This window comes from Candidatus Pelagibacter ubique HTCC1062 (assembly GCF_000012345.1).
Lineage (GTDB): Bacteria > Pseudomonadota > Alphaproteobacteria > Pelagibacterales > Pelagibacteraceae > Pelagibacter > Pelagibacter ubiqueversans.
Window position 1 is genome coordinate 1,139,055 of sequence record NC_007205.1, and the last position, 18,685, is coordinate 1,157,739.

Genomic DNA, 18,685 nt, shown 5'->3' on the forward strand with positions numbered 1-18,685 from the left:
CACTATTTATCGTTTAGGAAAGCCTTCTACTGTATAAAAATTTCTTATCTTCTTTAGAGATACATAATAAGCACTATCTCTAAAGGATTTTTTTATTTGTTTTTTAGCATTATAAATTTCAATAAATGCATTTCTCATACTATCTTCTAGACCTGAAAAAGCTAAGTCCTCTTCATCAGCACCATGAATAATTTTTTTAATGGTGTCAAAATCTGTTTTAGTATTCGTTTTTTTATCTATCAAATCAATAATGTCTAATATTTTTTGTTCTTGAAATCTTTTTTCAACTCTACCAAAACGTATATGAGAAATATCTTTTACCCACTCAAAATAAGAAACCACAACACCCCCTGCATTGACATAGATATCAGGAATAATCATAACGCCTTTTTCAAATAATTTTTGATCCGCCTCAAATGAAATGGGTCCATTAGCAGCCTCAATTATTAATTTCGTTTTAATTTTATCTACATTATCAATGGTGATTGCATTTTCTAATGCAGCTGGAATTAAAATATCACAATCTAATTCTAAAAGTTCACTTGGATTGTTTTTAAATTTTCCAAGTTTAGGGTTATTGATAGTTTTATTTGTCTTATAAAATTCAATTAGTGCATTTATATCAATACCTTTTTTGTTATATAAATAACCATCATATTCTCCAATTGCTATAATCTTTGCATTATCTCTATTATATAAATGTTTGGCTAAATTACTTCCAACATTACCAAAGCCTTGAACTATAATTTCATTATCCTTTAATTCATTTTTCAATCCTGCTTCTTTAACAACATCTTCATGTCTAAATATTTCTCTAACTACTTCCTCAATACCTCTACCAGTTGCTTCTGTTCTGCCAGCAATACCTCCTCTGTGTAAGGGTTTACCTGTTACACAACCTCTATAATTTATATCATCAGGTTTAAGTGTTTTATAAGTCTCTAAAATCCATTCCATTTCTCTTTCAGACGTTCCGACATCTGGAGCTGGAACATTTAATGCTGGAGAAATAAAACCTTTATTAATTAATTTACTAGCAAACGCTTTAGTAATTTCTCTAAGTTGAGGCATTGTGTAATTTTTAGGATTAATTTTTAAACCCCCTTTAGCTCCTCCAAAAGGGATATTAACTATTGCACATTTGTAAGTCATCAAAGATGCTAGAGCTTCAGTATCATCTTGATCAACCGTTTCTGAATATCTTAGTCCACCTTTAGTTGGAAGAATGTGCTCTGAGTGAACAGCTCTCCATCCAGTAAAGTTATTAATTTTGCCATCTAAGACAACACCCACATTTACTTTAATTAATGAGTGAATAGATTTTAAATGTTCAAGTAAATCATCACTAAAGTTTAGTAATTTAGCTGATTTATCTACATGTAAATTGACGTTATCTTTAAAGCTCATTAATAATTATTATATCTTTAATTTATTTTTTTCCAATAACCATAAACACAACGTGTGCCCCGTCTAGAGCAATCATATGTATCATGCAAGACACCATCTTTGACAACCGTTATGTGCTTTGAACAAGATACAATTAAAGTCCCACTTGGAAGTTCATCTTTCTTTAAATGAACTTTACAACCTTGACCAATAAACATAGTTGGCGTCCACTGCCACCCAAGTTTTTCAAGATATTTTTTAACCACCACTCTATGAGTGCCTGATCTTGGGCTATCATTTTTTTGTTTTAGGCTTCTAGCAAGTTTTGTTCTTGATGTGGTTCTAAATTCTTCATTTGCTTTATAAAGATCATCATAAATTTTTTGATAAGGAAGATTTGTTACAATTGCAATAGATCTAACTACACAGTCTCCAGCTTTACCTTTATATCCAGCAGCAGCTCTGCCTCCATCATTGATTTCTAGTTCTAAATTGCTACTTGAAAATAATCTTTTAAAGAAATTCACGATTTAGTTTTATGATCTAAGATCTCGATCATACACTGGGTTGCATATTCACGCCATTCACTAGCAGTTTTGCCTTTAAGACTATCAAGCTGTTGCTTGTTACTATTAATGCTTTCTTGGTATTTAACTTTATCAGTTTCTTCTAGATTTTTTTCCATGTTAGCAAGATTGGTTTCCATGGCACTAATCCAACCATTACCAAGTTCAACACATTTAACATCATCTTTCTCATCACAAACTTGCTTGAAGAAATTGAAAATAACATCATCTGTTTTAATCTCTTTGCTCATCTTATCTGCCAAAAATACCTAATTTAACATCATAATCAACTGCAATTCCATAATCAGGATCATCATCACTATCAACTACTAATTGGCCTGCTCTACTTAATAATCTATGACAATCACGAGTTAGATGTCTAAGTTTAACTTTTTTTCCAAAACTATTATATTTATCAGCAATGTCTTCAATTGCTTTTAATGCAGATTGATCAATTACTTTTGATCCTGCAAAATCTATAATAATTACATCAGGATCTTGTTCTGGTTTAAATAATTCTAAAAAACTATCTGTTGAACTAAAAAATAGCGGTCCTTCTATTTCATAAACTTTAGCACCCTTTTCTCTAACGGATGCTCTCTCAACTGCTCTAATTCTTGATGCAGATTTCCAAGCAAACACTAATGCTGATACAATAACACCAACAATTACAGCAACGGCTAAATCTTCTAAAACAGTTACAACAGTTACAAGAACAATTACTAATGCATCACTCTTTGGTACAAAAAATAATATCTTTAATGAGTTCCAGGCAAAGGTTCCAATCACTACCATAAACATTACACCAACTAGTGCTGCAATTGGGATCATCTCAATATAGTTTGATGTATATAAAATAAAAATTAATAAGAATACTGCTGCAGCTATTCCTGCAATTCTTGTTCTACCGCCTGATTTTACGTTAATCATAGATTGACCAATCATCGCACATCCACCCATACCCCCAAAAAAACCAGTAACTGTATTTGCAAAGCCTTGTGCTAAGCATTCCTGACTAGCCCCACCTCTTTTATTAGTAATTTCACCAACTAAGTTAAGAGTTAACAGGCTTTCAATTAAGCCAATGGCTGACAATATAAATGCATAAGGAAAAATGATCTTTAAAGTTTCAAAGTTTAAAGGAACACTTGGAATTGAAAATATTGGTAATCCTCCTTTAACACTTGCAAGATCTCCAACACTTGGAATATCAATCTTTAATGCTAAAACTAATACAGATGTAACTAAAATTGCAGCAAGTGTTGCTGGAACCGCTTTAGTAATCTTTGGTAGTAACCAAATGATTAACATCGTTAAAATAACGAACCCTACTGAATAATATAAAGTGTTTCCTGAAATCCATTCTAATTGCCCCATTGCATTAAGGGTTTTAAACTGACTAAGTTGTGAAATACCAATAACAATTGCAAGGCCATTAACAAAACCTAACATTACCGGTTGGGGTACCATTCTAATAAATTTTCCAAGCTTAAAGACACCCGCTAATAATTGTAAAATTCCCATCAAAACTACGGTTGCAAACAAATACTGTGCACCGTGATCCATAACAAGGGACACCATAACAACAGCTAAAGCACCGGTTGCTCCTGAAATCATTCCAGGTCTTCCACCAAACACAGCTGTAATTAAACCAACAATAAAAGCTGCATAAAGCCCTGATAAAGGTGCAACTCCTGCAACAAAAGCAAAGGCAATAGCTTCAGGAACTAACGCTAAAGCAACTGTTAAACCAGATAAAACTTCAATTCTAAATAAAGAAAAGGATGCCCCTTCTTTTGGAATATAATTTTGTGAATTAAAACCAATAGATTTTGCAAATGATGAGAGTGTGGTTTTAATCAATGTGTTTAAATTTTAATTATTTATGAGTCGGTGTGTTATCTATTTAGTAAAGCAAGCAGTTGATAAAGTCTAGTTTCAATTAATACGTGTTAACAAATTTGGGACGAATCAGATACATAATGATTAAGAGGTAGTGGCGGGAGACTAAAACTACCTCTGTCTTTATCCCTTAAAATACTTTTTAATTTTTGAAATAGTTTTCGCTAATAGAACTTTTGAATAAGGTTTTCCTTTAATAACCCAAACCGATAGTGGCCACGTACTGTCTTTAGTAGATCTTGCAATAATATGAATATGTAATTGAGGAACAATATTGCCAATTTTTTCAACATTAAGTTTTTTTGTTTTAAATATTTTTTTCATTAACTTGCTGCAATGAACAATTTCTTTCATTAATAACATTTGATCTTTTGAATTAAGTTCTGAGATATCGGTTATATTTTTTCGCTTTGGAATTAAAATGATCCAAGGAAATTTAGCATTATCAATTAAACGAATACTACATAATTTTAATTCAGTTATTAAATGAGAATCTTTTAGAAAACTTTTACTTACTTTATTTGCCATAACTACAGTTTGAAATATTCATATAAAAATTTTGCAGCAATGATAAGTAAAAATATTCCAAAATATTTACTAATTCTATTCTTATCAATTGTATGAACTGTTCTTGCACCAATTCTAGCCATAAAGGTTGTAATCGGTATAAAAATTAAAAAAGCAGGAATATTTAAAAAACCAATACTTAATGGAATATTTGTTTTTAAATAACTGCCAGTTATCAAAAATCCGATTGCGCCAAATAATGCTATTAAAAAACCAATAGCTGCAGCGCTACCTATAGCTCTATTAATTGAGTAACCAAAAAACTTTAGAATTGGAACATTCATAACAGCCCCTCCAATACCCATGGGTGCCGAGATAAAACCTACTAAAAATCCTAAAATAATTTTCAAATGAAGCTTAATTTTAAGAGTTATATTTTTTTCCTTTTCTTTTAATAATAAAAGATAAATACTTAATAAAAATATTACGATTGCAAAGAAAAGAACTAAGGTTTTAGTTTTAAGAGTTGCTGCAAAAATTGTTCCAAAAATAACACCAAGTACTACAAATATTCCATAACTTTTAACTATATCAAAATCCACTGCTTTAAATTTATGATGAGTTAAAACTGAGACAGTTGAGGTTGGTATTATGATTGCAAATGATGTTCCAACTGCAAGGTGCATGACATATTGTTGATCAATCCCTAAAGAATTAAAAATATAAAACAAAAATGGAACTGTAATTAATCCACCGCCAATACCAAATAAACCTGCAACAAATCCCACAGGAATAGCGGTTAAGGCCATTAGTAGGCTAAAGTATATGTACTCGTTAGATAAAAGAGAACTAAGCAGATTGACTTACCGACGTGTCGACATTGTTATATTTAATCTTATCCATGATGTGATCAATCTTTTTAACATCGGCATCTCTAACACACATATTTTCGCTTAAATACCTTTTCCAAAAGCTAGATCCTGTTTGACCATGAAATAATCCAAGTGTATGTCTCATAATTTGATTTAAACGTGTTCCTTTTTTTATTTCTTCTCTAACGTACGGTAGCAACTGTTCAATTACATCTTGTCGACTTGGTACATTTTCATTATTAAATATATCTCTTTCAATATCAGCTAATAAATAAGGAGTATGGTAAGCAGCACGTCCGATCATAACTCCATCAACTTTATCTAAGTGATCTTTCATTTGATCGGTTGTGGTAATTCCACCGTTAATAATGATTTCTTCATTAGGGAAATCTTTTTTTAATCTATAGACAAAATCATACTTTAAAGGAGGAATGTTTAGATTTTGTTTAGGGGTAAATTTTCCAAGAATAGCTTTTCTTGCATGAATGATGAAAGTTTTAACACCAGTGCTTTTTAAAGTTGAAATAAAACGATGTAAGTTTTCATAGTCTTCAGTATCATCGTAACCAATTCTTGTTTTAATCGTGACCGGTAACTTTGTAACCGATTGCATTTTACTCAAGCAGTCTGCAACCAAATTTGGTTCTTTCATTAAACATGCACCAAATTTATTTTTCTCAACTTTTTTTGAAGGGCAACCAAGGTTTAAATTTATCTCATCATAACCAAAGTCTTCACCCACTTTCGTTGCCTCTGCAAGTAAAGTTGGAGACGATCCACCAATTTGAAGGGCTATTGGTTTTTCATTTATATTAAATTCTAATAGTTTTTTTTTATCCCCTCGATGAATAGCTTCAGAGACAACCATTTCACTATAGAGCAATGTATTTTTACTAATCAGTCTTAGAAAAAAACGTTCATGACGATCAGTACAATCCATCATAGGTGCAACGGATACTTTCCTGTTCATACTAAACTTTTATATTATTTTTTTAGCTATTTGTAGTCTCTGAATCGTCAGAGTTTACTTCAGTTGTTTCAGCTTCTGTTTCAGCTTCAGCTATTTGATCTAAAGAAACTGCTGTCTCTTCATCTCCCACTTCTAACTCTGCATCAACGTCAACTTCTGGCTCTGCCTTTGCAGTTAATTCTTCTAAATCATCAGAGGATACTTGAATTTTTTCAGGAATTTTTCTAGCTCTTTTAGATGGTAAAATAGGAGTTCCACTTTTAGAAATTTCACCTTTGTACATACTTTCAAAATCATCACCAATAATTTCATCATCATCAGTACCATCGTCAACTTGCTCAACGTGTTTTCTAAGTTTGTGAATAGCGCTATCTGTTAAGTCTGAAACTTTAATAGTGTCTGCTGCAATTTCTCTTAAAGATATAACTGTGTTTTTGTCATTATCTCTATCTAAAGTTGGTTCTAAACCAGAATTTAATTGAACGGCTCTTTCTTTAGCAACTAAAACTAATTCGTAAGGACTTTCTACTTTATCTATGCAATCTTCTACTGTTACTCTAGCCATGCGCAGTATCTATACAGTAGTTAAAAAAAAATCAAGGATAATTCTATAAATAATCAGGATTAAGCTTATTCTTTACAAGGAATAACAACAATATTGCTATTAAAATATAAGATCCTGAAACAAGAGCAATTTGCTCAATAGAAAGGCTATTATCAATCAAAATTCCAAAGAGCGCTGTACCAAATGCAGTTGAAAATACCATTAACGCTGTGGTTAATGCTTTAATGGAACCAATATATCTCACTCCATAAATCTCAGCCCAAGTAGCAGAACCTAGAACATTTGCTAAACCGTTTGAAATCCCAATTAAACCTAAAAATACAAATGATGAAATTGGTGAGTTAAAATAATAAAGCACAAACGTTGCAACTAATAAAGGAATGTTCATATAAATTATTAATTTTCGACTACTAAACTTATCAATTAAAAAGCCTGTTAAAAATAAAGTAATCACTGATAAAATTGAATACACCATAAAGGATTGGGCAATAACATATGGTCCCCAACCTTTAGATGACACTATAAAAGATTGATAAACAAATGTACCCGTTGCAATCCAAGGCATCGCTAACATGCTTAAACATATAATATAAAAGCGATAATCTTTTAAAACTTCACCTCTCGTCCATTGTTTTATATCTTTAGTTTTAATATTTGTGGCAATAGATGTTTCTCTTGAGTCTAATTTAACGTTTTTAACTAATGTAACAATGACAATAGGTAAAATGATAATAACTGAAATTGATATGGCTATCCAAATATTTCTCCAATCAATAAAAGTTAATAAAAAAATAATTAATAAGGGTAAAATAAATTCAGCTAACGATAAACCAAGCCAAGTTGTGCTTAATGCACGTCCCCTAGTCTTTTCAAAAAATCTTGATATTGTTGTGGTTGCAGTGTGAGACATTAGTCCTTGACCTGATAACCTCATTAAGAAAATTGATAAAAATAAGAAAGCGACTGATGAAATTTTAGAAAATAAAAAACAAGAGATCGCTAGTAACGCAATGACATAAGATGCAAATTTTAAAATATTAAAGTCATCTATTTTTTTACCAACCCAAACAAGTATAAAACTACTTAATAGAGTAGCAGATGCATAGATAGATCCAAACTGACCATGCGTGATAGAAAGCGCGTCTCTTATGCTTGAATTAAATAATCCTAGAAAAAAACTCTGTCCAAAGCTTGAAAAAAATGTAAATATAAATCCAAATAAAATTACTTTAAAATTCAAACTTTTAAACATAGGAAATAGAAATTATGAGCAATGTTGCATTTATAGGTTTAGGTGTCATGGGTTATCCAATGGCAGGATATATATCAAAAGCAGGTCACAATGTAACTGTTTATAATAGAACAGCTGCAAAAGCTGATAAATGGGTTGCTGAATATAAAGGGTCAAAAGCAGATACTCCTGCAAAAGCTGCTGAGGATGCTGACTTTGTGTTTACCTGTGTTGGTAATGATAACGATTTACGAGAAGTAACTTTTGGTGACAACGGTATCTTTAAAACAATTAAAAAAGGCTCAGTTTACATTGATAACACAACCGCTTCTGCAACGATTGCTAGAGAAATTTATGAGCATTCATTAAAAAGTGAATTTGGTTTCTTAGATGCACCGGTATCAGGTGGACAAGCTGGTGCTGAAAATGGTGCTCTAACTGTTATGATTGGTGGAGATCAAGCAAACTTTGATAAAGCAAAAGACATTATTGATTGTTACAGCAAAAAGATGAAATTATTAGGTGGTGCTGGTAATGGTCAATTAGCAAAAATGGTTAACCAAATTTGTATTGCAGGTCTTGTTCAAGGTTTATCAGAAGCAATTAACTTTGGAAAAAAAGCAGGTTTAAATATGGAAGATGTAATTGAAGTTATATCTAAAGGTGCTGCTCAATCTTGGCAAATGGAAAACAGATATAAAACGATGATTGATGATCAGTTTGAATTTGGTTTTGCAGTTGATTGGATGAGAAAAGATTTAAAAATTGCTATGGATGAAGCTAAAAATAATGGCTCTCAACTTCCTGTAACTGAAATCGTTGATAAATATTACGGTGAAGTTCAAGAAATGGGTGGAAACCGTTGGGATACTTCCAGTTTAATTAGAAGACTAAGTAAATAATCTCGTATGCAACCAGCGTACTACGAAGATTTTGAAGAGATCAAAAATAAAATCTGGTATATGCTGGATAATGCTATCAAAGATAGAGGGTCTCAATTTAGAATTCCTGTATTTATTTGTGGTGGTCAAGATGACTTTGATGGAAGAATTGTAGTCCTTAGAAAATCAGATAGAGAAAACAATATTATCCAATACCATAGTGATATCAGATCAGATAAAATTGCTAAATTAAAAGCAAATAAGAATGCATCAATGTTATTTTATGACAAGGATGAGAAGATACAAGTTAGACTTAAAGTTGAGTGCACCGTTAATCATGAAAATGATATTACAAAACAGTCCTGGTTAAAAACAGGACACATGAGTAGAAAATGTTATTTAGTTGATAACGGACCAGGAACATTATCTGAAACCCCTACTTCAGGACTAAAGCCTGAACTAGATAATTTTGAATTTACAATGGAGCAAAGTGAAGTGGGATATAAAAATTTTACTGTTATTCAATGTAAAATTAAAAGTATGGAATGGCTTTATTTAGCAGCCAAAGGTCACCGTCGTGCTAAATTCGATTTAGAAAATAACAAGGATACCTGGTTAATTCCTTAAAAAACTGATTTAGAATATTTTTTCCAATTATCTTGGTAATGAATTGCATTTTCAGTAATTGACTTTGCCTCTTCTGTTGAGACTTGTCTTACAATTTTACCAGGGGATCCAATCACTAGAGAATTGTCGGGAATGACTTTGTTTTCTGTGATCAATGCATTAGCTCCTATGATGCAATTTTTTCCAATCTTTGCACCATTTAAAATTACAGCACCAATTCCAATTAAAGAATTGTCTTCAATCGTGCAGCCATGCAACATAACCAAGTGACCAATAGTTACATCTTTACCAATTTTTAAAGGGTAACCTGGATCGGTATGCAATACACTGCCATCTTGTATATTGGAGCCTTCACCGATATGAATATTTTCAACATCCCCTCTTAAAGTTACATTAAACCAAATGCTGGTATTTTTTTCTAGCGTGACATCACCAATGATAGATGCATTAGATGCAGACCAATTATCACCTAAATTTTTAACTTTTTTATCTTCCAAATCATAAAACATAACATATATATTATTATAACATGCCGTTAAAAACTCCAATATGTGATTTTGGACAAGCTGCTAAAAGCTTTGAATTAAAGTCCACTAATAACGAAATTATTAAATTAAATGATGTTAAAGGGACAAATGGAACTTTGGTTATGTTTATTTGTAACCACTGCCCTTATGTAAAAGCAATTATTAAAGACATTGTTGAAGATTGCAAAAATTTAGAAAAACATGGAGTAAAAGCTGTGGCTATTTCAGCAAACGATCCGATAAATTATCCTGAAGATAGTTTTGAAAATATGATCGAATTTGCAAGAAAACATCAATTTAATTTTCCATATTTATTTGATGAAACTCAAAATGTTGCAAAAAGTTATGATGCAGTATGCACTCCTGATTTTTTTGGATACAATAATAATTTAGAATTACAATACAGAGGTCGTATAAGAGAATTGGATAATTTAAAACCAGTAAGAGCTGGTGATAGTGATTTATTTACTGCAATGAAACAAATTGCAGAGACGGGCAAAGGTCCTGAAACGCAAATTCCAAGTGTTGGCTGTAGTATCAAATGGTTAGATAATTAATGTACTTAATAGTTACAAAAACGTTCCCTCCAGAAGTTGGAGGTATGCAGAATTTAATGTGGGGTTTAGCAAACGAACTTTCAAAACATTACATGATAAAAGTATTCGCTGATTATCATGAAAATCATAAATTATTTGATGAGCAAGTTTCTTTTTCAATAGAGCGTGTTGGTGGCATAAAACTTCTTAGAAAATATAGAAAAGCTCAATTGATTAATGAATTTATTAAAGAAAATAAAATTGATGGTATAATTGCTGATCATTGGAAAAGTTTAGAACATCTTAAAACTAATAAAAAAAAGATATGCTTGATCCATGGTAAAGAAATTAATCATGAAAAAGGTACCTCTCTTAATAAAAGAGTATTGGAGGTTTTAGATAGTGTTGAAACCATCGTTGCTAATTCTGAGTACACTAAAAATTTAGCTATTTCATTGGGAGTTCAGCAAGATAAAATTGTAGTTATAAATCCAGGTGTTGATCCTGTTGAAGAATTAGATAAAAAAACTTTAGATAAAGTAGAGAATTTATTAAAACATAAGTCTCCAAAATTAATTACTGTTTCTAGATTTGATAAAAGAAAAAACCATGAAAAAGTAATCATGGCGCTTCGAAATTTAAAACAAATCTACCCTAGTATTATTTACATTTGTGTGGGTTACGGCGATGAAGAGGAAAATATTAAAAAATTAGTAGCAGAATTGGGCCTTCAGCCACAAGTGATGTTTTTTAAAGATATTTCTAACGAATTAAAAAATGCACTAGTTGCTAAATCTAATATTTTTGTCATGCCATCTATTGTTCATAAAAAATCTGTTGAAGGATTTGGGATAGCTTATGTTGAAGCTGCTCAATATGGATTGCCCTCTCTTGGTGGAAAAGATGGAGGTGCAGCAGATGCAATCGAGCATGAAAAAACAGGTTTAATCTGTAATGGCAATGAATTAGATGAAGTGTATTCATCAATTAATTTAATGTTAGAAAATAATAAATTCCAAGAGTATGGAAAAGCTGCCAAAGAAAATTCTGCTAAATTTAAGTGGAGTACGATTATTGAAGAATATAAAAAAATTCTAAACTAAATTTTTTTATTTTTAATTGTTTTATAAATTTGCCAACTAACAATTAGAATTGTAACTCCTATAATTGATGCGGTAAGAGGTCTGTCCCATAAAAAAGTCCAAGAACCATCGCTTATTAATAAAGATCTTCTTAAATTTTCTTCCATTAATCCACCGAGGACAAAGGCTAATATAAGTGGTGGCATTGGAAAATCATATAAGCGCATAAACGTTGCAACAACTGCAATTCCAATCATTAAATAAATGTCAAAATTATTAAATGACATTACGTAAATTCCTGTAATTGAAAAAAATAAAATAAGTGGAATTAAATAATTTTTAGGTACAGCAAGTATTCTTGCTATGTAAGGTATTAAGGGCAAGTTTAGAATAAGTAATACTACCATTCCAATATACATCGACATAATAACTGACCAAAAGATTTCAGGATTAGTTATATAAAGTCTAGGGCCTGGTTGAATTCCAAATCCTAATAAAGCACCAAGCATTACAGCGGTTGTTCCACTTCCAGGTATTCCTAAAGTTAATAAAGGCACAAAAGCTCCAGAACATGCTGCATTGTTTGCAGTTTCTGGTGCAGTTAAGCCATGAACACTACCTTTACCAAATTTTTCTTTCTCTTCATCACTAACAAAATTTCTTTCCATTCCATAGGCTAGAAATGAAGCAATAGTTGCACCCGCACCTGGTAAAACTCCAATTAAAAAACCAATAACTGAGTTTCGAGGAATAGCTTTTAACATTTTGGTTCTTTCTTCCTTGTTAATTTTAATCGAACCAAGTTCTGTTAATGAAACTTGTTTGGCAACTGCAGATGGATCATTTCGTTTTAAAATAATTGTTAAAGCTTCACTCATAGCAAAAGTTGCCATTACAACTAAAACAAAACTTATCCCATCGGATAAATTCATATTGTTAAAAGTAAATCTTGAAATATCAGATAAAGAATCTTGACCAACTGATGCTAACATTAAACCTAAAACAACCATCATCATTGCTTTTAAAAATTGCCCCTTTGATGAAAAAGCTGCAATGGCTGTTAAACCTAAGATCATTAAAGCAAAATAATCTGGTGATCTAAAAGATAAACTTACTTTAGATAAGCTTGGTGCAAGAAATAATAAATATATTGAAGCAAGGGTTCCACCTGCAAAAGAGCTCCAAGCAGCAATCGCTAACGCTTTTCCAGCTTTACCTTGTTGAGCCATAGGATATCCATCAAATGATGTTGCAACAGTTCCAGGAACGCCTGGAGCATTTAATAAAATTGATGAAGTTGATCCACCAAACACTGCACCATAATAAACACCTGCCATTAAAATTAATCCGGTAGCTGGATCAAAACCATAAGTAATAGGTATCATTAATGCAATTGCCGTCATTGGTCCAAGACCTGGGAGCATTCCAATGATGGTTCCAAAAAAACAACCAATCATAACCATAAATATGTTTTGAAATGTAAGAGCTGTTTTTAAACCAATTAAAATGCCTTCAATCATCCCATAACTCCAATTAGTTTTAAAAATGGATCTCTTAAATAAATTTCAAGCACTCCATGCAAAAGATACATAAAAGCACCCACAAAAGGGAAAGAGAGTAAAAATATTAACTTCCACCTCCTCTCACCTAACGCATAATAAGAAGATGCTAGAAATAGAGAAGTCGTTAAAAAATAACCTACTTTTAATATAGTTACTCCATAAATAATTGCTATGAGCACAAGTATAGCTGTTTTTTTATACTCTAAGTTTTTATGATTAACTTTAATGGTATTGGGCTCTGGTAAAATAATCTTTAAGCCAGAAAAAAATAAACCTGCATAACCTAAATAAATTGGAAATGTTCTGGCATTAAAAGGTGCATTTTCATCAAAAGAAAAAACCTGAATTTGATACGCAATATATAAATAGAATGCTGAGAAAATAAAAAAGAGCAGTGATATAATTTTAGTAGTATTTATATTCACTGCTCTAATTTTTAAATAATCCTAAAGGATTATATAACTCCTAATTTCTTCATAAGAGCTGTCATTTCTACAGTTTGTGCATCTAAGAATTTAACAAAATCCTTATCTGAGTTATAAATATTAACCCAAGCATTTCTTTTTCTAACAGCTTCCCATTCAGGAGTTTCCATCACTTTACCTAACATTGTAGATAAAGCTTTTTTATCTTTATTGCTCATATTTGGAGGTCCAAAAAATCCTCTCCAGTTTACGAACTGAACATCATATCCTTGTTCTTTTAGAGTTGGTGCATCCGGTGCATCAGCTATTCTTGAAGGAGCAGTAATACCAATAATTCTTACTTGGTCTCTTGCACCCATAAGTTCACCTAAACCTGTAGAGATAATTTGAGTTTCTCCAGATAAAAGTCCAGCTAACGCTTTTCCACCAGCATCATAAGGAATATAAGCAACATCATTTGGATTAGCACCAGCAGCTTGGAAAGCTAAAGCGCCAATTAAATGGTCCATACTTCCTCTTACTGATCCACCAGCCATTTTAATAGAGCTTGGATTCTTTTTATATGCATCAACTACATCTTTAAAGTTTTTATAAGGTGAGTTTTTTGCAACTGCAATCGCACCATAGTCACCAATTACACCAGCGATCGGTGTAACATCTTTATAAGATAAAACTCCAGATCCTGTAACATAACCTTCGTGTCTAGTAATAGATCTTAAAACTAGCGGCGTAGATTGTACTAAAATTGTATTTTTAGGTTGAGTGTTAATCATGAAAGCTAAAGCTTTTCCTCCACCACCACCTGACATATTTTCAAATGATGCACTTTTTAACATTCCTGATTTTGTTAAAGCTTCTCCAGTACCTCTAGCAGTTCCATCCCATCCACCACCAGCACCACCACCAATTACGAAATGGATTTTTTCCATTGCGATTGAATTTGTTGCTGTTGCAGAAAATAATAGAATTGCTGAGAATAATACTGAAACTAATTTTTTAATGTTTTTCATTATATTCCTCTATTGTTAGTTTTTAATATTTGCAGTTAATTATACTATGGTCTTGAAAGCAAGTTTTTGAATAGAATGCAACTTAACGTTGATTTTCTTTCCTTAGGAAATAAGTAAGTGTTATCTCAAATATTTTATTAATAAAAAAATAGATATCTTTAATTACGGAAGTTTCTTTTCTGTTATCTTTTTTAAAGTAAATGATAAAAGAATATTTGTTAATGAAAAATTCTTCTATTCAATTTAATTCCTTTAACATTAAAGAATTATTTTCTAAAAAATTTCTATTAGTTATTTTAATTTCTATCCCGAGCGCAATTGTAGCTGACTATTTTAATATCCCATTAGCGTGGATGCTTGGTCCTATGCTTGCAGTTTCAGTTGCAGCCTTAAGTGGATTAAAAATTAAAATGCCAAAACTAGCTTTAAGTTCAATTTTAATAGTTCTTGGTCTTCATATTGGAAATTATATAGATCAAAATTTAATCAATCAGATGACTGAATGGGTGTGGACTTCAATAATAATGTTTGTCTATATTTTAATAAGTATTTTAATTGTTTCAAAATATTTACAAAAATTTTCAGGTTATAATGTCAAAACATCTATTTTTTCAGCAGCACCAGGCGCTTTAGGACCTTTGATGATATTAGCAGAGCATGAAAAATCTGACTTATCGCAAGTTGCTACATCACATTTAATTAGATTAATTATAATAATAACTGTCATTCCCTTTTTTGTTGTTAATTACTCAACAAATGAAGCCCTAACAATTGAAAAATTTAATTATCTTGATCAAAACCATTTTCATCTTTTAATTCTCTTAATAGGTTCGATTTTATTAATTTTCTTATTTGATAAAATTGGTGTGCCTGCTGCATTATTATCTGGGACATTAGTTGCAAGTGGAATTTTACAAATAACGGAAGTTGCCTCCTACAAACTGCCGGATGAAAGTATAAATTTTTGTTTGCTTATTTTAGGTGCCTCTGTGGGTTGTCGTTTTGCAGATAAATCATTAAAAGAAGTTGCGGGTAATTCATTTCATAGTTTAGTTGCAACTGTAATACTTGTAGCTCTTGGATTATTAGCTGCAATTGTTGCAACATATTTTGTTGATACCAATTTCTTAACTCTACTTTTATCTTTTTCTCCTGGGGGAATTTATGAAGTAGCAGTTATAGCAATTGCTTTTGATTTAGACCCTAACTTTGTAGCATTTCATCATATTATTAGATTACTGATGATACTCTTCACTGTTCCTGTAATATTGAAAATTATTGGTAAGAAATTAAATTAATATTTTTTCTAAAACTTTAGCTGCACTTAATTTTTCTAAATCATCAACTTGTATTGCTTTAAAGTTTTCTCGCTCAATACTAACTTTAAAAGCTGTTGTATGTTTACCAAATAAAGTCAAACCTTTTACTCCAAGATGAGCAGTCATATGAGCTGGTCCTGTATCATTTGCAATAACAAATAAGCTTTCTTTAATCAAGCTTGCAAGTTGAGAAATATCTAAAGCTTTACCTTTATCTAAAATTGAAATGGCATTAATGTTTTTTGCATCATCGATTTCAGAGGGTCCAGGTGCTACAATAACTTTAATTTGATCTTTATATTTATTTTTAATTAATTCTATTAGCTCATTATAATGGGGCCACTTTTTATGTGTTAGATGCGCTGAACAAAATGGAAATAAGACAATGTATTTGTCTAACTTAAATTCTTGTTTAATATGATCAATGTTAGTCACAGCCCAACTAAAGTTTGGTTTCATGGTGTACTCTGTTTTAATTCCAGAGGTTTTAAGTTGATGATCAAATCTATTTAAAACTGGGTCTTTATCAAATTCATCTTTTGAAATATTACTTGGTAAAGTTGTTTCTGAGCTAGACCAAGTATTAAAATTTGCTTTTGGAAATAAAATATTTTTATAAAATTTTGTTCTAGATGAGTTTTGTAAATCATAAACTTTTCTAAAATTCTTCTTTTTCAAGTTTCTCATTAACATATATAGATAAATTAAATTAAATCTTGATTTACGTTTGTCTAAAATAACATTGTGTACAAATGGGTTTTTCCTAAATAATTCAAAATAAGGTTTTGTTGTTAAGATATGTATTTGATCTTCAGGGTGGTTTTCAGAAATATCTTGAATTGCCCCACAAGCTTGGGCTATATCTCCTAAAGAACCATGTTTGATAACTAAAATATTAGACATATTTCTAACAACTTAACATAGTATAAATTTTTATGAATAAAATTCTAGTTGAAGTATCAGTTGGTGAACTTTTAGATAAAATTTCTATTTTAGAGATTAAACAAGAAAAAATTAAAGATCCTGAAAAATTAAAATTTATTAATGATGAGCACAGTATTTTAAAAAATCAATTAGATAGCAATGTTAAATCTGATGAAAAACTTAATACACTTTTTCAATCCCTGAAAGATATTAATGCAAAATTATGGGTGATAGAAGATGACAAACGATTGTGTGAAAAAAATTCTGATTTTACTGAAAAATTTATAAAATTATCAAGGGATGTTCATTTTTTAAATGATGATCGTGCTAAAATAAAATTAGAGATGAATAATCACACAGGCTCTAAGATTAAAGAGATTAAAGAATATACTTCTTATTGAAAACTATATTTCTTTTCTAAATATTTTATCAAGTTGTGAAAAATAAAAGTCATAAATAAATAAATTCCACCTGCTAAAAGAAACACTTCTAAAGGTTTATAAGTCGTTGATACAATATGTTTTGCAACTCCTGTAATATCCATTAAGGTTACCGTGCTTGCAAGAGATGTGCCCTTCATCATTAATATAATCTCATTACCATAAGCTGGTAAAGATTGTCTGATCGCTACAGGAATTTGAATTTTATATAAAATAATTTTACTTGATATCCCTAAACTTTTACCCGCTTCAATTATTCCAGGTTTTATAGTTTGAAAAGCTGATCTTAAAATTTCTGAAGTATAGGCCCCAGTATTTAAGGCAAATGCAATAATTGCGCACCAATAGGGTTCTTTTAAAATGACCCAAAGAAAAGTTGATCTTAACCACTCGATTTGTCCAAGACCATAATAAATTATAAATATTTGAACTAGTAATGGAGTGCCTCTAAATAAATAAGAATACCCATAAGCAAACTTATTAATAAATGGGTTCTTATTTAATCTTAAAACTGCAAATAAAAATCCAATAAATAAACCAATGATTAAAGATGCTGATAATAGTTTTAAAGTAATAACTGCAGCACTTAGAAGTTTTGGCAAACTTGTTATCATTAAATCAAAATCCATTAAAAGCCCCTACTATATTTAACTTCAAGTCTGTTAATTAGCTTCATGCTTAAAAATGTTAGCATCAAATATAAAACCGCAGCAAAACAATAAAAGAATAAAGGATCTCTAGTAGAACCTGCTGCAATATAAGATTGTCTCATAATCTCAACTAAACCTGTAACTGATATTAAAGATGTGTCTTTTAAAGTGATTTGCCAAACATTGCTTAAGTTTGGAATAGCAAGCCTTAACATTTGAGGTAGAATTATTTTATAAAATTGTACAAATTTACTAACCCCTAAAACTTTGGCAGCTTCAAATTGACCTTTATCTATTGATTGTATCGCTCCTCTAAATACTTCTGTTGAATAAGCGCCAGATATAATACCGATTGCAACTGAGCCCGTAATAAATGCATTAATCTCAATATATTCAAAGTATCCAAAAATTGAAGCAACGTACATTATGGCTCCACTACCCCCAAAAAAGAAAAGATAAATTACTAATAATTCTGGAACGCCCCTGATTACTGTAGTGTACGTATTACCAATAAAATTTAGAAATTTATTATTTGATAATTTAAGTGGCGTAAAGATTAATGAAAATAAAAAACCAATTAACATTGCAGTAACTGCCACTGCAATTGTCATTAGAGTTGCATAAAACAACTCGTCTCCCCAGCCTGTTTTTCCGAATGATAAAAGATCCATATCGAAAGGGCGACTAAATAAATAGTCGCCTT

The 18,685-nt window shown here is 30.9% G+C and carries 22 protein-coding genes; 6 read left to right on the top strand and 16 right to left on the bottom strand.

All coding sequences use genetic code 11. The features are described 5' to 3' along the window. Positions 1-6: 6 nt before the first annotated feature. From SAR11_RS05965 to SAR11_RS06005, 9 genes are all read right to left on the bottom strand, one after another. Positions 7-1,407, bottom strand: coding sequence for a Glu/Leu/Phe/Val family dehydrogenase (locus SAR11_RS05965; protein WP_011282204.1), 1,401 nt, complete (start codon positions 1,405-1,407; stop codon positions 7-9). Between the two features lie 17 nt (positions 1,408-1,424). Further along, positions 1,425-1,913: a hypothetical protein gene (locus tag SAR11_RS05970; RefSeq protein WP_011282205.1), complete on the bottom strand. Its 489-nt coding sequence runs from the start codon at positions 1,911-1,913 to the stop codon at positions 1,425-1,427. Further along, complete coding sequence (locus tag SAR11_RS05975) at positions 1,910-2,203, bottom strand: hypothetical protein (RefSeq protein WP_006996701.1); 294 nt, start codon at positions 2,201-2,203, stop codon at positions 1,910-1,912. Before SAR11_RS05975 ends, SAR11_RS05970 begins: the two co-directional genes overlap by 4 nt. A 1-nt stretch (position 2,204) precedes the next feature. Beyond that, positions 2,205-3,815, bottom strand: coding sequence for a SulP family inorganic anion transporter (locus SAR11_RS05980; RefSeq protein WP_011282206.1), 1,611 nt, complete (start codon positions 3,813-3,815; stop codon positions 2,205-2,207). A gap of 162 nt (positions 3,816-3,977) precedes the next feature. Then, a complete protein-coding gene (locus tag SAR11_RS05985) occupies positions 3,978-4,382 on the bottom strand; it encodes an HIT domain-containing protein (protein ID WP_011282207.1) in 405 nt (134 codons plus the stop codon). Between the two features lie 2 nt (positions 4,383-4,384). Then, positions 4,385-5,170 (bottom strand): sulfite exporter TauE/SafE family protein, encoded by a 786-nt coding sequence (locus SAR11_RS05990; RefSeq protein ID WP_006996698.1) that lies wholly within the window; start codon positions 5,168-5,170, stop codon positions 4,385-4,387. Positions 5,171-5,210: 40 nt separating this feature from the next. After that, positions 5,211-6,203 (bottom strand): tRNA dihydrouridine(20/20a) synthase DusA, encoded by a 993-nt coding sequence (gene dusA / locus SAR11_RS05995; protein ID WP_011282209.1) that lies wholly within the window; start codon positions 6,201-6,203, stop codon positions 5,211-5,213. Positions 6,204-6,225: 22 nt separating this feature from the next. After that, positions 6,226-6,768 carry a DNA-directed RNA polymerase subunit omega gene (gene rpoZ / locus SAR11_RS07140; RefSeq protein WP_011282210.1) on the bottom strand — a complete coding sequence of 181 codons (543 nt, stop codon included), beginning with the start codon at positions 6,766-6,768 and terminating at the stop codon, positions 6,226-6,228. A gap of 43 nt (positions 6,769-6,811) precedes the next feature. Next, positions 6,812-8,020 carry an MFS transporter gene (locus SAR11_RS06005; RefSeq protein ID WP_011282211.1) on the bottom strand — a complete coding sequence of 403 codons (1,209 nt, stop codon included), beginning with the start codon at positions 8,018-8,020 and terminating at the stop codon, positions 6,812-6,814. A gap of 14 nt (positions 8,021-8,034) precedes the next feature. On the opposite strand from SAR11_RS06005, the gene SAR11_RS06010 reads away from it, so the two are divergent. Together SAR11_RS06010 and SAR11_RS06015 are read left to right on the top strand one after the other, a co-directional pair. Further along, positions 8,035-8,901, top strand: a complete 867-nt coding sequence (locus SAR11_RS06010) for an NAD(P)-dependent oxidoreductase (RefSeq protein WP_011282212.1) — start codon at positions 8,035-8,037, stop codon at positions 8,899-8,901. 6 nt (positions 8,902-8,907) lie between these two features. Continuing rightward, positions 8,908-9,507 (top strand): pyridoxamine 5'-phosphate oxidase family protein, encoded by a 600-nt coding sequence (locus SAR11_RS06015; protein WP_011282213.1) that lies wholly within the window; start codon positions 8,908-8,910, stop codon positions 9,505-9,507. On the opposite strand, the gene SAR11_RS06020 is transcribed toward SAR11_RS06015, so the two are convergent. Further along, entirely contained in the window at positions 9,504-10,016 is a 513-nt protein-coding gene (locus SAR11_RS06020; protein ID WP_011282214.1) for a gamma carbonic anhydrase family protein, read from the bottom strand. The two genes, SAR11_RS06015 and SAR11_RS06020, sit on opposite strands and share 4 nt — an antisense overlap. Before the next feature lie 20 nt (positions 10,017-10,036). On the opposite strand from SAR11_RS06020, the gene SAR11_RS06025 reads away from it, so the two are divergent. Both SAR11_RS06025 and SAR11_RS06030 read left to right on the top strand, forming a co-directional pair. Beyond that, a complete protein-coding gene (locus SAR11_RS06025) occupies positions 10,037-10,591 on the top strand; it encodes a thioredoxin family protein (protein ID WP_011282215.1) in 555 nt (184 codons plus the stop codon). Beyond that, positions 10,591-11,673, top strand: a complete 1,083-nt coding sequence (locus SAR11_RS06030) for a glycosyltransferase family 4 protein (protein ID WP_041185794.1) — start codon at positions 10,591-10,593, stop codon at positions 11,671-11,673. The genes SAR11_RS06025 and SAR11_RS06030 overlap by 1 nt, the downstream gene beginning before the upstream one ends. Here the strand turns inward: SAR11_RS06030 and SAR11_RS06035 are convergent. From SAR11_RS06035 to SAR11_RS06045, 3 genes are read right to left on the bottom strand one after another with little or no spacing between them, the layout of a single operon-like run. Then, positions 11,670-13,172 (bottom strand): tripartite tricarboxylate transporter permease, encoded by a 1,503-nt coding sequence (locus SAR11_RS06035; RefSeq protein WP_011282217.1) that lies wholly within the window; start codon positions 13,170-13,172, stop codon positions 11,670-11,672. The genes SAR11_RS06030 and SAR11_RS06035 overlap by 4 nt on opposite strands. After that, entirely contained in the window at positions 13,169-13,639 is a 471-nt protein-coding gene (locus SAR11_RS06040) for a tripartite tricarboxylate transporter TctB family protein (protein ID WP_011282218.1), read from the bottom strand. The genes SAR11_RS06035 and SAR11_RS06040 overlap by 4 nt, the downstream gene beginning before the upstream one ends. A gap of 29 nt (positions 13,640-13,668) precedes the next feature. Next, positions 13,669-14,649: a tripartite tricarboxylate transporter substrate binding protein gene (locus tag SAR11_RS06045; protein WP_011282219.1), complete on the bottom strand. Its 981-nt coding sequence runs from the start codon at positions 14,647-14,649 to the stop codon at positions 13,669-13,671. Between the two features lie 221 nt (positions 14,650-14,870). Here SAR11_RS06045 and SAR11_RS06050 point away from each other — a divergent pair, with 221 nt between their 5' ends. Continuing rightward, positions 14,871-15,947: an AbrB family transcriptional regulator gene (locus SAR11_RS06050; RefSeq protein ID WP_148193096.1), complete on the top strand. Its 1,077-nt coding sequence runs from the start codon at positions 14,871-14,873 to the stop codon at positions 15,945-15,947. On the opposite strand, the gene SAR11_RS06055 is transcribed toward SAR11_RS06050, so the two are convergent. Next, the gene (locus tag SAR11_RS06055; RefSeq protein ID WP_011282221.1) at positions 15,939-16,871 is read right to left on the bottom strand and encodes a glycosyltransferase family 9 protein; all 933 of its coding nucleotides are present in this window, start codon (positions 16,869-16,871) and stop codon (positions 15,939-15,941) included. The two genes, SAR11_RS06050 and SAR11_RS06055, sit on opposite strands and share 9 nt — an antisense overlap. Before the next feature lie 32 nt (positions 16,872-16,903). On the opposite strand from SAR11_RS06055, the gene SAR11_RS06060 reads away from it, so the two are divergent. After that, on the top strand, positions 16,904-17,293 hold the full coding sequence (locus SAR11_RS06060) for a DUF6165 family protein (protein ID WP_006996683.1): 390 nt from the start codon (positions 16,904-16,906) through the stop codon (positions 17,291-17,293). Here the strand turns inward: SAR11_RS06060 and SAR11_RS06065 are convergent. Beyond that, positions 17,287-17,961: an ABC transporter permease gene (locus SAR11_RS06065; protein WP_006996682.1), complete on the bottom strand. Its 675-nt coding sequence runs from the start codon at positions 17,959-17,961 to the stop codon at positions 17,287-17,289. The genes SAR11_RS06060 and SAR11_RS06065 overlap by 7 nt on opposite strands. Beyond that, on the bottom strand, positions 17,961-18,653 hold the full coding sequence (locus tag SAR11_RS06070; RefSeq protein ID WP_006996681.1) for an ABC transporter permease: 693 nt from the start codon (positions 18,651-18,653) through the stop codon (positions 17,961-17,963). The genes SAR11_RS06065 and SAR11_RS06070 overlap by 1 nt, the downstream gene beginning before the upstream one ends. Between the last annotated feature and the right edge of the window lie 32 nt (positions 18,654-18,685).

What these genes read in the sequence shown, in the direction of transcription:
- SAR11_RS05965 (WP_011282204.1), bottom strand. Translation starts at nt 1,407, where the DNA reads ATGAGCTTTAAAGATAACGTCAATTTACATGTAGATAAATCAGCTAAA.
- SAR11_RS05975 (WP_006996701.1), bottom strand. Translation starts at nt 2,203, where the DNA reads ATGAGCAAAGAGATTAAAACAGATGATGTTATTTTCAATTTCTTCAAG.
- SAR11_RS05985 (WP_011282207.1), bottom strand. Translation starts at nt 4,382, where the DNA reads ATGGCAAATAAAGTAAGTAAAAGTTTTCTAAAAGATTCTCATTTAATA.
- SAR11_RS05990 (WP_006996698.1), bottom strand. Translation starts at nt 5,170, where the DNA reads ATGGCCTTAACCGCTATTCCTGTGGGATTTGTTGCAGGTTTATTTGGT.
- dusA (WP_011282209.1), bottom strand. Translation starts at nt 6,203, where the DNA reads ATGAACAGGAAAGTATCCGTTGCACCTATGATGGATTGTACTGATCGT.
- rpoZ (WP_011282210.1), bottom strand. Translation starts at nt 6,768, where the DNA reads ATGGCTAGAGTAACAGTAGAAGATTGCATAGATAAAGTAGAAAGTCCT.
- SAR11_RS06005 (WP_011282211.1), bottom strand. Translation starts at nt 8,020, where the DNA reads ATGTTTAAAAGTTTGAATTTTAAAGTAATTTTATTTGGATTTATATTT.
- SAR11_RS06010 (WP_011282212.1), top strand. Translation starts at nt 8,035, where the DNA reads ATGAGCAATGTTGCATTTATAGGTTTAGGTGTCATGGGTTATCCAATG.
- SAR11_RS06015 (WP_011282213.1), top strand. Translation starts at nt 8,908, where the DNA reads ATGCAACCAGCGTACTACGAAGATTTTGAAGAGATCAAAAATAAAATC.
- SAR11_RS06020 (WP_011282214.1), bottom strand. Translation starts at nt 10,016, where the DNA reads ATGTTTTATGATTTGGAAGATAAAAAAGTTAAAAATTTAGGTGATAAT.
- SAR11_RS06025 (WP_011282215.1), top strand. Translation starts at nt 10,037, where the DNA reads ATGCCGTTAAAAACTCCAATATGTGATTTTGGACAAGCTGCTAAAAGC.
- SAR11_RS06030 (WP_041185794.1), top strand. Translation starts at nt 10,591, where the DNA reads ATGTACTTAATAGTTACAAAAACGTTCCCTCCAGAAGTTGGAGGTATG.
- SAR11_RS06035 (WP_011282217.1), bottom strand. Translation starts at nt 13,172, where the DNA reads ATGATTGAAGGCATTTTAATTGGTTTAAAAACAGCTCTTACATTTCAA.
- SAR11_RS06045 (WP_011282219.1), bottom strand. Translation starts at nt 14,649, where the DNA reads ATGAAAAACATTAAAAAATTAGTTTCAGTATTATTCTCAGCAATTCTA.
- SAR11_RS06050 (WP_148193096.1), top strand. Translation starts at nt 14,871, where the DNA reads ATGAAAAATTCTTCTATTCAATTTAATTCCTTTAACATTAAAGAATTA.
- SAR11_RS06055 (WP_011282221.1), bottom strand. Translation starts at nt 16,871, where the DNA reads ATGTCTAATATTTTAGTTATCAAACATGGTTCTTTAGGAGATATAGCC.
- SAR11_RS06060 (WP_006996683.1), top strand. Translation starts at nt 16,904, where the DNA reads ATGAATAAAATTCTAGTTGAAGTATCAGTTGGTGAACTTTTAGATAAA.
- SAR11_RS06065 (WP_006996682.1), bottom strand. Translation starts at nt 17,961, where the DNA reads ATGGATTTTGATTTAATGATAACAAGTTTGCCAAAACTTCTAAGTGCT.
- SAR11_RS06070 (WP_006996681.1), bottom strand. Translation starts at nt 18,653, where the DNA reads ATGGATCTTTTATCATTCGGAAAAACAGGCTGGGGAGACGAGTTGTTT.